Raw genomic sequence first — 14,492 nt, forward strand, 5'->3', positions numbered from 1 at the left:
AATTTAGCTACGAATAGTACCGTGCTTTAGCGCTAATTTTCTATTTAAAACATTTTGTTAGTCACAGAACTAGTCCAAACAAAACCTCATAAAATAACGATATCGTTTATAATAACCGCGAAACCTGTTGTTAATTAATATTTCATTAGATATCCATGCCTAAGTCTTTGTCAATACTACAAAATATACATCATCCACTCTTCGATAAATACAAAGTTACTGTCCAGGTCAAGCGAGATGATTTATTACATCACATCATATCGGGTAATAAATGGCGAAAATTAAAATACAATCTTAGACAAATAAAAGAGGGCGTTTACCAAGGCGCGCTAACGTTTGGCGGTAGTTACTCAAACCATATCCATGCTTTTGCCTATGCCTGTAAGTTACAGAAAATCCCGTGTATTGGTGTTATACGTGGGGAAGCGCGTTATGCAAGTAACTTTACCTTAGCTTGGGCCAAACACTGGGGCATGCAATGTCATTTTGTTGATAGAAAAACTTACCGTCGCCGTTTTGACACAGAGTTCTTAACTGAGTTGAGTGAGCTATACCCAAATTATTTTTTTATCCCTGAAGGTGGTAGTAACACCCTAGCAATACCTGGCGTAGCGGAGATAGTAACTGAATTAAACCAACAAACAAATTTCGATACTTTACTCACTCCCGTTGGCAGTGGCGGCACTTTAGCTGGCCTTATATCAGGGGACACTGTTGCCAATAGTAAACAACATAGAATTTTAGGCATTGCGGTATTAAAACAAGCGGCATACCTAGTGGATGAAATTAAGTGCTTACTTAGCCCACAAGGTAAGCGACATAATAACTGGCAGTTATTAACCAACTTCCACCGTGGCGGTTATGGCAAATTTAGCCCTGATGATGTCAAGCGGATATTAGCATTCAACCAGCAAACCGGCGTGATCTTTGAGCCGGTCTATTCCGGCAAGATGGTATTAGCCTTGCTCGATTTATTAGCGCAAGGCTACTTTAGTGTCAATGAGCGCATAGTGTTACTACACACAGGTGGGCTACAAGGTCTTGGCGGCATGATTGAACAAGGCAAACTCAAGGCTGAGGATTGGCCGATTCTTACTAAAGTTGATGAGTAATTAGTTGGTAGTCAGCTTGCTTCATTAGCGCAAGGCTAGCTTAGACTGAAGCGAAATGAGCCCATCGTGTTACTAAACTTTATTAAATACCGGTGGGCTACAAGGTCTTGGCGGCATGATTGAACAAGGTAGACTCAAGGCCGAGGATTGGCCGATTCTTACTAAAGTTGATGAGTAACTAGTAGGTAGCTTAGACTGAAGAAAAATGAGCGCATCGTGTTACTAAACTTTATTAAATACCGGTGGACTACAAGGTCTTGGCGGCATGATTGAACAAGGTAGACTCAAGGCCGAGGATTGGCCGATTCTTACTAAAGTTGATGAGTAACTAGTAGGTAGCTTAGACTGAAGAAAAATGAGCGCATCGTGTTACTAAACTTTATTAAATACCGGTGGACTACAAGGTCTTGGCGGCATGATTGAACAAGGCAAACTCAAGGCTGAGGATTGGCCGATTCTTACTAAAGTTGATGAGTAATTAGTTGGTAGTTAGCTTCATTAGCGCAAGGCTAGCTTAGACTGAAGACAAATGAGCGCATCGTGTTACTAAACTTTATTAAATACCGGTGGACTACAAGGCCTTGGCGGCATGATTGAACAAGGTAGACTCAAGGCCGAGGATTGGCCGATTCTAACTAAAGTTGATGAGGAATTAGTAGGTAGCTTAGACTGAAGAAAAATGAGCGCATCGTGTTACTAAACTTTATTAAATACCGGTGGACTACAAGGTCTTGGCGGCATGATTGAACAAGGTAGACTCAAGGCCGAGGATTGGCCGATTCTTACTAAAGTTGATGAGTAACTAGTAGGTAGTCAGCTTGCTTCATTAGCGCAAGGCTAGCTTAGACTAAAGTGAAATGAGCGCATCGTGTTACTAACACTTTATTAAATACCGGTGGACTACAATGCCTTGGCGGCATGATTGAACAAGGTAGACTCAAGACCGAGGATTGCCCGACCTTGCCACAAATATGCGATGCAGAGCTAAAACCTTAACGGATAACGCCCTTGCTGATCAGGACGCCCGAGAAAAACTAACGCCGACTTTAACTGAGCAGGGAACTTAGCGCCAGGCTCTAAATATCCCTGACCAGATGCTTTTTTCTGGGCTAAAGATAAACGCGCAGTAAAGCTCAAACCTAGATTATTTTTAGCTGATATCTGTGCTATTAAATCACCTTGTTCACAATGCATATCCGCAGAAAGTTTACCTAACTTGATATTGTTATCTAAAGCGACCACCCCTGAACGTAACCAACTAACTTGCCCTTGTGCGTGCTGACAAGTTAAATTGCCCTCAATATTTAAGTTTAACTCAGCAAATTTTAGTTCGACATTGCCTTGTGCGATGACAGGGATTGGTAAAGGTAATTGTTTAGCAATCTCATTGGCCGATATAAAAAGCTCTACATCCTTGAATATCAATGTTTTGCTGGAAACTGTTAAGGTGAACTTACCCTCAGCCCCAGCAAGCATAGTATCACCAAAAACAACCTTTAATTTTGGTGATAAACTCAACAATGACCAAAAGCTAAGCTGAGTTTTAACCTGCTGAATTTGTGTATTACTGACCATAACCCCAGCAATTTCACCTTGCCAAATTGAGCCAGAGACAGTACCAATTTTAATATGTTTGGGTAGTTCGATAGTATTGATTATTAATGCTAGCGGCATGGTGGCCACTAGAAAGACTACGTAACTGCTCAAAAAAATTGCCGTAAAAGCAAACCACTTCTTCATCTGATTTCTCTATCTTCTATTATGCGGTTATTCGGTAACTGCTGACTATGAACTAAGTAACATTAACTAGGCTATTTTAATCATCAGTCATTATCACTTACTAATGACTTGCCCAAAAGCTAGTTATGTTAGTGTTGATCGGTTAGATCATATCCGAGTAAGATGTAATCGACGTACTTTCACTTCGCCGTCACTATCACCATGGGTTAAATCAATCGCTTTAACTTGCAAACCTTCATTATTTACTAAGTGCTCTAACCAAAACAGTAGTTGGGTAAAGGGGGTACTGTCTATCCATACTTGTAAGTCATCACCCTGAGGTTGCATACGGGTAATGGTTAATTTGTAGGTCTTGGCACTACGGTTTGCCACACTCGCTATGCTACCACTCAATTTTGCTGTGCCACCTGAGCGTTTAGCCTGTTGGTACAAAGCAGTATTTTCTTCTACCCAAGATAATAATTGTTGCTGTCTGACTAACTTACTACGCGCTTCAGTTAAGCTATTATTTAAAGGTTGCCAAATGGCGCTATAAAAAATAAAAACGATAAAAACAAGGGCCATTGCTGCGACAAGACTCTGCTCTCGACTGTTTAGTTGTTGCCACCATGCTTTCATTATGATGTTTCCTTATTGTTTTTATTACTACGCTTTTTGGCGGCAGATTTACGATTTCTTTTGCCTTTATTACTGCTTTTAGTCGATATACTAAAGGAGCCGGTAACTAGATCACCTTGGTTATTTTGTGAACCTTGCTTAACGGTTAAGTTAGCGGCAGCTAACGCAACACTGAACTGCTCGAAGGCTTGATAATCTTTAGCTGTTGCTTGAATACGTAACTCTTGGCGCTTACCATCAAACTTTAACGTCTCAGGTTTTAGCGCCGGTACTTTGGCAAAAGCGGGTTGTAACTTAGCCAACATAGCCAAAAACCCTTGCCTATCACTAACACCACCCAACAAGGCTAATTCTCGATTCAATTGCGATTTTATCGTGGCAACCCGTACTCTTTTGGTGTTCGGAAAAGCCTTTTTATAATGGGCAATAATACGTTGCTGAACATTATCGCGCTCAGCATTGAACTGCCACAACTGTGCACCCTTGTAGGATAAGTTCAACGAAAGCGCAAATAAGGCAACACCTGCGACCCATAACCACTGTCGTCCGGCATTACTGCGCGACTCTTTAACTTTGTACTGCCCTTGCAGTAAATTAAAACGACTTAATTTACTGTGATAATTTTTTGCCATCAGTGCCAGCGGTAATTCTTCAGGCATAGCGGTTAGCGCTAACTGTTCACTATTAGCCAAGGGCGAAAAAGCGTGAATGGCAATCCTTGCTTGCTGATCATCGCCCTCTTTATCTTCAGCTGCTTGCTCATTAGCAAACGCCTGACATTGCCATTGCCAAGCACTGGCATCTAACACAAAACCCTGCCAAAGGCCTTGGCGCACAATCACTTGCTGCTGGCTACCATCGCCCAAGGTAATGGCGCTCCACCCGTCGGCCATCATAGGCATAGCCAAGACATCGGGTAAAATAAACTTGGTGCTAAGATCGGCATCAGTTAACCATGTCAGCCATTGCTGCATTTGACTATGGGCAACAATAGCGGTGAAACAATTATTCCCCTGGTCATCACTGGCTAAATCGGCATAAGCAAAAAATAGCTGTTCAACCTCTTCGGCTAAATTATCTTCTAACATATAGGGTACGGCTAAACGGATTGCACGGGCAGATTTTGCCGGTACGTTTACCGATTTCAACAGCACATCGCAGCCTGGTACCAACACCTTAACCAATCGATGTTCTGCTTTACTGGTTAGCTCACTTAGCTGCTGAGCACCCTTTAGTTCGCCACTGGCAATAATTTCCTGGTTATTACTGCTTGTTTCGGCAACAACTAACCAATGAATGGTATCGTGTGCTTGACTTCCCAGACGGATAAATAATGTTTCTGTCACTAGTTACGTCCTATAGTACGACTAATTACTTGAATTTGTTTAGATTCATTAACTTTCATTATTGAGCTCATGGCAAAATAGCTATTGTTAAAACGGGCACTGGCTTTTAATTTAAAATATTGACTATCAACGACAAACTGCGCTTTTTGCCACTTTGCCAGATTAATTTTACTTAACTCTGGCAGTTGATAGAAATCATCTAAATTATCATAACCTGAGCTGTCCCGTGCGTTGAGTATTTCTTGTGCATCATCTAGACTCGAATCAAGTAAAGCTTGTAATAACTCAGGTTTTTCTGCATCTAGGGTGTTAATATTTATTAGATGTTGACTATTTTGTGGCAGCACACACACATAAGGTGTTAACGCTAAGATAATGGCTGGGCTAAAGTGCTCAATTAATCTTAATTCATTGACGCTGGCTAAATAACTATTGGCGGCAAGATAAGGAAACTCACGAGCAGCATAATCGTTATCCTCGGCACCACCCGCTCCTGTTATCAAATCATTGTCATCAAGCCAATCGGTTAAGGCATTAACCATGGCTTCAGCTTCAAAGTTGCCCACTCCGTCAATATTTAAGTTGACGAGAAGCCCTGCTAGTACTGTTGCTGCCGGTAACTGTTTGTCACTGGCTGATTTACTTGCTCGGCTACCCGCAGTTTTTGATGAGCCCGAAGAGTTGCCTGAAGCACTATTAGCAGACTCATCCTTTGTTTTTGCTTGCGGGTGTAATGCGTTAAGGTTTAAACAGCTTTGTAAATCGGTTATTTCACCACTAATTTCACCAAAATCAACCGGATAAGTAGTCGTCTCTGTTGCCCAAATTTGTTCCAGATGGGTAACCTTAGGCTCATCTTTAAAGGCTTTTATTAACACTCGCTTGGTAAATGCCTCAGCGCCCAAAGCATACCAGTAGGCTTGTTGATTATAACTAATATTAGTGCTGCGCTGCATTTGTGTATGCAATCGGGTGGTCATTTGCGCGGCAATAATTGAGCATAAAGCCACAATTAGCATCACGGTAATAAGAGCCACACCTCGTTGACTTGCTCTCGCCAAACTGAATACTGACGGTTTATTAGCCATAAACTAGCTCTTACTCTTTTCTTCTGTAGCGAGGTCGCCGGCAACTAAAAACTGGCGACGGATGAAACCATAATCCTCAGTTTCAATTTCAATAGCAATCGCTTGTGGCAATTTTTGCCCAGACCATTTTTCCTGCCATTTACTGCCATCATAAAATTCAAACGCTAAACTTGTCACTAAGGTTATTAGCGGTCTAACTCTTGGCTCTTGGCCGACCACAGCGTCAACAAAGTTATAATGTAAACGCTGCAAGGTGCCATCCTCGAGTCGATAAGCAACACTTTGCATATCACTACGCGGTAATAATAACCCTGGATTAGTCCAACCATTACGGACAAAGGCGATAGCTTGATCATCCGCTAAAAAGCTATCGTCTGCTGTTTGTAAAAAATTATTCGTTGGCGCTTCACCATTAACTCGCATACTGCGCTTTGCTATTTGGGTAAAATCTCGTTCAATCAACAAAAAGGCACGCTGTAATTCATTTTGTCTTTCCGTGCGAATCTTTGAATTTTCATCACCACGTAACACGGTATCAAAAATGGTAAAACTGGCTAAACTGACCACGGAAAATATCGAAATGGCGATCAGTACTTCAAGCAGGGTAAAACCTTGCTGTTTAGCGCTAAAAAAAACTTTATCCATAGTAGTACCTACTTTCATCAGGGTTTCTCCTGAGCGAGGTAGGTCATCAAGCTAGCCGTAACTAACTCATCATCTTCATTTAAACGTACTTCCATAACAATAGCGCGTAATTCTTTATTGGTGGTATTAATCACTTTTTGCTGCCAATGCCAGGTTCGACCCGCCATCTCGACTTTGCCTTTACGGTTATTTCTTGGCGGCCACGTTTTATCTAAACTCACTGCAACTAGCTGATTTGAAGCGACCCATTGAGCAAACATTTGCTCTTCTAAATGACTAATATGACGATAGTTATTATCGGCAACACCGAGCAGTGCTACACCAGAAATAGCAAAAACAGCCATGGCCAACATTACTTCAAGTAAGGTAAAACCGCCTTGTTTGACTTTTCTAATGAGAGTGATTTTATTGCTCATCGAGCACTGGCCCTTCAATGGTTAATGGCACACTATATATACCGGTAACACGATAAGCTAAATCTTCAGCGCCTACAATATAGGCTAACTCTTCATTTAAGCGAAAAGTAACGCTGAATGGGCTAATATCACCACCAGAGAGAATATACACTTGTGGAATTATTTTTTCCTCTTGTTCTTCTTTAGAGAGCAAGGTGAAATCGTCTTCATCTTTTTCTCTAAAAGTATCGGCGTCAAACAGCAAGGGTTCGTCGATGGGCAGATCATCAAGCTCTAAGCTCAACTCTATACCTTCCGGCAAGGTGACATTGGCTAGCCAGTCTTGCTCAGGGATCTCAGTCCATCGAGTGCCGTCATAACCAAGAAACTGATAACTATCTTTTTTAACGACCAAACCTAATTCAATGTTATTGAGCATGCCGTAATCTGCCGCCACTGCAAAAATAGCGGCAAAACGCGCACTTTCATGTTTTAACTTATCTGCCGGATTATTGCCAGAAAAGTTAAATTGCACCAAGCTGGCCATAAGACCAATCAACACAATAACGACCATCACCTCAATTAAGGTAAAGCCACGGTGTTTCTCTGCTGAGTATGATGAATTTGAATGTTTAAATTTCATAATAAAATAGTAGGCTTGGCCGTGTCTTCCTTCATCGTGCTGTTAAAGTGAATTTCTGGCTAAAAGGCGCTTAATCAAGGCGCGAAATATGACGTTTAGTTTACTAAACGAGTATTTTTGCAACGATGAGTAAGCGTTTATTAGACGAAATTACTGAAAGTCGCCTAGGTTCCAGTTGCCGATGTCATCTTCTGTACCGGCTTCACCGTCTGGCCCCACTGAAAACACATCCATTCGACCCTGTTCACCTGGATTCAATAACACATAGTCATTACCCCAAGGATCTTTTGGTAAACGTTTAATATAGCCACCTTCAGGAAAACGACGTGGCTCTGGCTCAATATCGGTTTGCTCAACCAAGGCTTCCAAACCTTGCTCTGTGGTTGGATAATCATAGTTATCCAACTTATATAAACTCAATGACGTTTCTAAAGCAGTAACATCTGATATGGCTTTTTGCAAATTAGCTTTATCTTGGCTACCCATTAAACTAGGTACCACCACACTGGCCATAATACCTATAATTACAATAACCACCATCACTTCTAATAAGCTAAAACCTTGTGCTTTTTTCATATTCATATTGCTTTCCTAACGTCTGATAAATTAATTACATTGCCCTTAATAAGCTCATAGGCCAATTAATGCCCTAGCCACCCACTAGGCTATTCAGTTGTAAAATTGGTTCTAAAATTGCCATAACAATAAAGAGCACCACCCCTGCCATACCCACCATAAGTGCCGGTTCAAATGCTTTTAAAGAGATGCTGACCAAAGCATCGAACTCTCTATCTTGGTTATCCGCAGCACGACCTAACATATGTTCTAACTTGCCACTTTTTTCGCCACTAGCGATCATATGCAGCATCATAGGGGGGAACAATTTAGTTTGCTCCAATGCCACACGCAAACTTGAACCTTCACGCACTTTATCGGTGGCGGCTGTCACTTGCTTTTTAATATATAAATTATCGAGCACTTGTCCAGAAATACGCATACTTTCCAGTAAAGGCACGGCACTGGCCGTTAAAATACTTAAAGTTCTGGCAAAACGAGCGGTATTTATACCTCTAACTACCTTGCCAACGGCTGGTACCCGTAATAAATTCCGGTGAAACGCCATTTCAAAATTTGGTTTTTTCAACAGCTGTGAAAACAGCAACATCAGGGCCGCAAACAAGATCAGCAATACTAAGCCATAGTCACGCAGAAAATCACTACTGGCAATTAAAAACTGGGTAGTACCGGGTAAACTCTCACCCATGTGTTCAAACTGACCGACAATTTTTGGCACCACGGCGGTTAATAAAATAGCGATAACACCGACAGCAACAACGGTCATAATAATAGGATAAACCAGTGCTTGGATTAGTTGCGAGCGCATCTGTTGGCGCTTTTCGGTATAATCAGCCAAACGGTTAAGTACTTTATCAAGATGGCCAGATTTTTCACCCGCGGCAACCATAGCCCGATACAGACGATTAAATACCTTGGGATATTCTGCCATACTTTCGGATAAACCATAACCTTCGGTCACTTTGGTACGAACGCCCATGATCATACTTTTAATACGGTTCTTTTCACATTGCTCACCCACAGCCATTAAAGCTTCTTCTAACGGCAAACCAGACTCTACCAATGTCGCTAGTTGACGAGTAATAAGTGCTAACTCTGCCGCCGAGACTTTACCGCCGGTACTTTGACCGAAACTAGCCGCGAAACCTTTTTTCTCATTTCCCGCTTTGCTCTTGGCTAATGTCGCGGTGACGGCGATAGGCATTAGGCCTTGCTCACGTAACAAACCACGCACTTGTCTTGGTGTATCACCTTCGATAACGCCTTTTTTAGTTTTACCGCGACTATCTACCGCTTGGTATTCAAATGCTGCCATTACTTATAAAGCTTACTTATATTAGTTATATTGGTTATATGAATGCTATTCACGCTGTTAATTCACTATTGTGTCTTTATTGATTACTTAGAGCACTGTTACGCTTTAATCTTCACGAGTGACACGTAAAACTTCTTCTAAGGTGGTTATCCCTAACATCACTTTATCAAAGCCATCTCGACGGATACTGGCATTGGCTTGACGCGCATATTTCTCAATGGCTTGCTCACCATGACCATTGTGAATGATTTCTCGTATTTTATCATCAACCGGTAATAGTTCATGAATACCCGTTCGGCCACGATAACCTTTAAAACTACACTCCTTACAGCCAACAGCGCGATATATTACCGCTGTATTATCGTCAGCTAAGGCTAATAAATGTCGCTCTTCTTCATCAGGTAAGTGACTTTCTTTACAATGTCGGCACAGCGTTCGTACTAGGCGTTGTGCCAAAACGCCCAATAAACTTGAAGACAGTAAAAATGGCTCTACACCCATATCTTCCATACGGGTGATAGCACCCGCCGCAGTATTAGTATGTAAGGTAGATAAAACTAAGTGACCGGTTAAACTGGCTTGCACGGCAATTTGTGCGGTTTCTAAGTCGCGAATTTCACCGACCATGACCACGTCAGGATCTTGACGTAATATAGCACGTAGTCCCCGAGCAAAGGTCATATCCACCTTAGTATTTACTTGCATTTGTCCAATGCCTTCAATGGAGTATTCAATCGGATCTTCGCAGGTTAAAATATTACGTTCTTTGGCATCAATCTGCATGAGACCTGCATAAAGTGTGGTACTTTTACCTGAGCCGGTAGGACCCGTAACTAATATGATGCCATGAGGTTTTTCAATAAGGGTTGAGAAAGTAGCTCGATTTTGGTCGGTCATACCCAAGTCTTTCAGATCCAGACGAGCAGCATTTTTATCGAGTAATCTTAACACCACTCGTTCGCCATGACCTGTTGGCATAGTTGATACCCGCACATCAACAGCCCGACCACCTATGCGCAGAGATATTCGACCATCTTGTGGAATTCGTTTTTCAGCAATATCGAGTTTGGCCATAACCTTAATACGTGAAACCAACAAGGAAGCTAGTTTGCGATTAGGTTTTAGCACTTCGCGTAAAATACCATCGACGCGAAAGCGAATTTGTAAGCTATTTTCAAAGGTTTCAATATGAATATCGGAAGCGCTTTCTTTGATGGCTTCACTGAGCATGGCATTGATTAGCTTAATAATTGGCGCATCATCTTCATTTTCAAGCAAATCTTCACTTTCAACAATCTCATCCGCCAGTGAATACAAGTCCACTTCATTGCCAATATCTTCCATCATTTGCTGCGCTTCGGAGGAATCTCTTTGGTAGGCTTCGGTTAGCAGCAATTCAAACGCTGGCAGCAGTAAATAGTCGAAATTAAATGGCGCTTTCAGTATGCGGCGAATTTCTAAAATAATATCAAAATTAACATCCGCTAAGCAGTGTAAAATATATCCGCCGGTGTCTGCATCGGTAGAAATTAACACACTATGGCGTTTAGCAAAGGCAAACGGCAATAACCAAGAACTATTAGCTGATGTTGGCTCCGCCTTATCAATGACGGTTTCTGCTACGTCACCAGCCATTAGTGCTTATCTTCTGTTACTGTCGGCGGCTTAGGTAATTCAATATTTTTTTCTTGAAGTTTTTCCTGATAGTCCTCAAATGATGGCGGTAACGTTAACTTATCCTGCCACTGCGGCAAAATCGGCATATTGTCATTACTCATTAATGACAGACCCTCTTCGTGTTTACGAATTTGCTCGGCGCGAATAAAGTTATATTTATTTTCACTGATTTCATTCATAAAACCCGCATCACGAATAATGGTCGCGCGTAAAAATACCATTAAATTACGTTTACGGGTGGTATTGGTGGTTGATTTAAATAAATGACCTATAAAGGGGATATCACCTAGAATTGGTACCTTTTGCACACTTTCTTGTACATCTTCATCAATCAAGCCCCCTAAAACAATAGTCGCGCCACTATCGGTCATAATCGTGGTTTTTATTTCTCTTTTGTTAATTGAGATATCGACCCCAGTAGAGCCACTAACCGAAGATACTTCTTGTTCAATAACCAGTTGTATGGCATTACCTTCATTAACCTGCGGTGTCACGCGCAGTTTGATACCCACTTCTAGACGCTCAACCGTTTGAAATGGATTCGCATTATTACTACCCGTGGCAGAGCCGGTGATAATAGGTATTTCTTGACCAACAATAAAGTAAGCCTCCTCATTGTCTAAGGTGAGAATACTGGGTGTTGCCAATATATTTGAATTGGTATTACTGCTGATTGCTTGTATTATCGCGCCCCAATCATTTTTGGCAATACCAAACATCATACCGCTGACATTGCCAAGTACTTGCCCAAGTATGCTGTAATCACCTTTGATGTCAGGGTTTGTCGTAGTCACTGGGTTACCATTTGAATCTATCGTTGTTACCGTATTACCTTTCTCTCCTTCAGCTGCTATAGCACCGGCGGCAATGGATGAAATACTGGCTGGACCATTGGTGAATTGGGTAAAACCACCCGCTTCGTTATACCACTGTACCCCTAAACTCACACCATCAGTTTCATAGACTTCAACAATAATAGCCTCAATTAAGACTTGCGCACGACGGATATCTAATTGGCGAATAACTGCCTCTAAGGAACGCAACATATCAGGCTGTGCGGTTATTACTAAACTATTAGTAGCTTCATGGGATTCAATACTAACAGTACGTTTAGTACTGCTACGCGATTTACTTGTGGTGCTTTTGCTGTCTGAAGAAATTGAATCACTTACCCCTTTCAATACCTTAACTAAATCTTCGGCTTTAGAGTATTTCAGGTAATAAACCCGGGTATTACCATTATTTTCTAATTCGCTATCTAAGCGTTTAACCAAACGGATTACCCGCTCGCGTGCTTTTACTTCACCACTAACAATAACGCTATTTGATCTATCATCGGCAACAATCCTAGGAATGAGGAAACTTGGCTGCCCGGATTTACCACCTTTAGGTTTATTCATGGCTTCGATGATACGCACCATCTCACCTGCTGAAGCATATTTTAACTTGATAATTTCCACCGCTTGGTCGCCAGCTCTATCAACACGCTCAATAATTTTAACCAGTCGGTTAACCGTTGATGCCGTGCCTGTTAACATGATGACATTAGCCGGGTCGTAATTAACTACGTTACCACCACCAGCTTGGTCAGATAATTGTCGTAACAAGGGCACTAATTCACGGACGGTAACATTTTTAACTTCAACAACACGGGTGACCATTTCATCACCCAAGATATTACTGTCGCTGCCAATAACCGGGATAGCGGCAGTTTTAGCATCTTTATTACGGATGATTTTAACAATATTATTATCCTTAGCGACAGCTGCATAACCGTAGACTTCAAGGACATTTAAAAAGAACTGATAATATTGCTCTTCGGATAATAAATCATAACTACGGACATTAATTTTGCCACGTACGTTAGGATCGATAATCATGGTTTTCTTCAAATTCTTACCGACTATATTAACGAACTCGGTAATTTCAGTGCCTTTAAAATTAGGAGAGTATTGTGCGGCACTGGCTTGAGCAACGTAGCATAAAAAATTAAATGCCATCGCTGTCGTTAAAATTAATAAAAACTTTTTCATCATTATTAGTGTCTCTGCTTTCTTCACTTTAATAGAAAATCTTTATAGACAATCTTGCGAGAAGGTCTTTATAGATAATTTTATCGCTTTATTGTTACGTTAATTAATTCGTGCAGCTATTTAATCTAAGCTAATCAATATTTCAGTCAAACTGCCTTGGCGATTCACCAGCAGTGAAATATCACGTGCTTGCCTCATTTCAGCCATGGCTTGCATGGCCTGTATTGGCGCAATTAAATCATAACCATTCATTTCAATGGCAACATCACCCGCTTTTAGACCGACAAGTTTGAAAAATTCAGGTTTTTTCCCGGGCCTAAGGGTATAGCCAATTATCTTACCGTTTTTACGCTTGGGTGAAATACGTAAATAGTCACCTATTTTTGCTGGGTCTTGAGAAAATTCAGCACGTAAGGTTTTCGCGGTCGCGGTTAATTTTTTATTGTTTCGTTGATCAATCACCTCTGAACGAGAAGATAGAGGCGCTATTTTTCTTGGATTTCTTTTTTCGGCCGGTTTATTAGCTACTTTTTGTGCCGGTTGCCTATAATCAAAGCCATCGAGCATAAGAGTTTCTAGTCGTCCTGATAACTTAATTAGCACTCTGTCCCTTAATACTTGTTCAAGATTAGCACGGGTGCCCAAGATAATATCACCAATGCCGTAGGTTTCTTGCTTGCCTTGATATTCAATAATTGCTGCGGCTATTGATTTATCGTCACTAGCCACTGTACCCACTAAAATTAAATTTAATTTAGTTTCTGGCACGTTAGCCATTTCAATTTCGTCCTCGACCACGTCGTTGTCATTATATAAGCCGAAGAGATTTAGTGACTGTATTTTAGCAACATCAACGGCTTTATTGGCCTGACTGGCATTTAGGCTTTGAGTATTAGAGGTAAGTGACGTGTTTTGATTTGACTGTGCTTGCGGTACTATTGACCAAGTGATTTTTGCGCCCAGATAAGCAATGTAGGTCAATAGCAGCATCATAACTAATTGCGCAACACGTCGATGACCGAGTTGAGAGAATAGGGATGAAAGATCTGTCATGTTAGTGGGAAGTGCCATATCTACTTATTGTTATTGTTATTTATGAAAGAATCCTGCCACACATAGCAAAGACTAAATGTTATATTTTTGTTAGCTTTCTGTTAGATAAGCACGGATGATACTTGACCACAAGCTAAGCAACAAGCCATAGCCTGAGTTTTTAAGGGATTTTAGTAAATAAAATGGTAACAAAAAAGGCTATGACTAGAGAATCTACCGCTGGTATGTTAATTTTCAGACATATTTCCAGG

Annotated in this window: 13 protein-coding genes; 1 reads left to right on the plus strand and 12 read right to left on the minus strand. The window is 41.2% G+C overall.

Going from position 1 to position 14,492, the window contains the following annotated elements; genetic code table 11:
- Nucleotides 1-155 precede the first annotated feature (155 nt).
- A complete protein-coding gene (locus tag CMT41_RS16080; protein ID WP_058027824.1) occupies nucleotides 156-1,112 on the plus strand; it encodes a 1-aminocyclopropane-1-carboxylate deaminase/D-cysteine desulfhydrase in 957 nt (318 codons plus the stop codon).
- 984 nt (nucleotides 1,113-2,096) lie between these two features.
- On the opposite strand, the gene CMT41_RS16085 is transcribed toward CMT41_RS16080, so the two are convergent.
- From CMT41_RS16085 to gspC, 12 genes are all read right to left on the minus strand, one after another.
- The gene (locus CMT41_RS16085; RefSeq protein WP_057182723.1) at nucleotides 2,097-2,852 is read right to left on the minus strand and encodes a type II secretion system protein N; all 756 of its coding nucleotides are present in this window, start codon (nucleotides 2,850-2,852) and stop codon (nucleotides 2,097-2,099) included.
- Between the two features lie 147 nt (nucleotides 2,853-2,999).
- Nucleotides 3,000-3,470, minus strand: a complete 471-nt coding sequence (gspM, locus tag CMT41_RS16090; RefSeq protein ID WP_057182725.1) for a type II secretion system protein GspM — start codon at nucleotides 3,468-3,470, stop codon at nucleotides 3,000-3,002.
- Nucleotides 3,470-4,816: a type II secretion system protein GspL gene (gene gspL, locus CMT41_RS16095; RefSeq protein ID WP_058027825.1), complete on the minus strand. Its 1,347-nt coding sequence runs from the start codon at nucleotides 4,814-4,816 to the stop codon at nucleotides 3,470-3,472. Before gspL ends, gspM begins: the two co-directional genes overlap by 1 nt.
- Complete coding sequence (gspK, locus tag CMT41_RS16100; RefSeq protein ID WP_058027826.1) at nucleotides 4,816-5,904, minus strand: type II secretion system minor pseudopilin GspK; 1,089 nt, start codon at nucleotides 5,902-5,904, stop codon at nucleotides 4,816-4,818. Before gspK ends, gspL begins: the two co-directional genes overlap by 1 nt.
- A 3-nt stretch (nucleotides 5,905-5,907) precedes the next feature.
- Nucleotides 5,908-6,549, minus strand: a complete 642-nt coding sequence (gene gspJ, locus CMT41_RS16105) for a type II secretion system minor pseudopilin GspJ (protein ID WP_232299978.1) — start codon at nucleotides 6,547-6,549, stop codon at nucleotides 5,908-5,910.
- Nucleotides 6,550-6,566: 17 nt separating this feature from the next.
- On the minus strand, nucleotides 6,567-6,965 hold the full coding sequence (gene gspI / locus CMT41_RS16110; RefSeq protein ID WP_057182732.1) for a type II secretion system minor pseudopilin GspI: 399 nt from the start codon (nucleotides 6,963-6,965) through the stop codon (nucleotides 6,567-6,569).
- Nucleotides 6,955-7,587, minus strand: a complete 633-nt coding sequence (gene gspH / locus CMT41_RS16115) for a type II secretion system minor pseudopilin GspH (RefSeq protein ID WP_057182734.1) — start codon at nucleotides 7,585-7,587, stop codon at nucleotides 6,955-6,957. The genes gspI and gspH overlap by 11 nt, the downstream gene beginning before the upstream one ends.
- Nucleotides 7,588-7,737: 150 nt before the next feature.
- Entirely contained in the window at nucleotides 7,738-8,169 is a 432-nt protein-coding gene (gene gspG, locus CMT41_RS16120) for a type II secretion system major pseudopilin GspG (RefSeq protein ID WP_057182736.1), read from the minus strand.
- A 67-nt stretch (nucleotides 8,170-8,236) separates the two neighbouring features.
- A complete protein-coding gene (gspF, locus tag CMT41_RS16125) occupies nucleotides 8,237-9,478 on the minus strand; it encodes a type II secretion system inner membrane protein GspF (protein ID WP_057182738.1) in 1,242 nt (413 codons plus the stop codon).
- Between the two features lie 105 nt (nucleotides 9,479-9,583).
- On the minus strand, nucleotides 9,584-11,113 hold the full coding sequence (gene gspE, locus CMT41_RS16130) for a type II secretion system ATPase GspE (protein WP_058027828.1): 1,530 nt from the start codon (nucleotides 11,111-11,113) through the stop codon (nucleotides 9,584-9,586).
- Complete coding sequence (gspD, locus tag CMT41_RS16135) at nucleotides 11,113-13,191, minus strand: type II secretion system secretin GspD (protein WP_058027829.1); 2,079 nt, start codon at nucleotides 13,189-13,191, stop codon at nucleotides 11,113-11,115. Before gspD ends, gspE begins: the two co-directional genes overlap by 1 nt.
- A gap of 117 nt (nucleotides 13,192-13,308) precedes the next feature.
- Nucleotides 13,309-14,241: a type II secretion system protein GspC gene (gene gspC / locus CMT41_RS16140; RefSeq protein WP_083494369.1), complete on the minus strand. Its 933-nt coding sequence runs from the start codon at nucleotides 14,239-14,241 to the stop codon at nucleotides 13,309-13,311.
- Nucleotides 14,242-14,492: the final 251 nt, after the last annotated feature.

The sequence above is a fragment of the Colwellia sp. MT41 genome, assembly GCF_001444365.1.
GTDB lineage: Bacteria > Pseudomonadota > Gammaproteobacteria > Enterobacterales > Alteromonadaceae > Colwellia > Colwellia marinimaniae.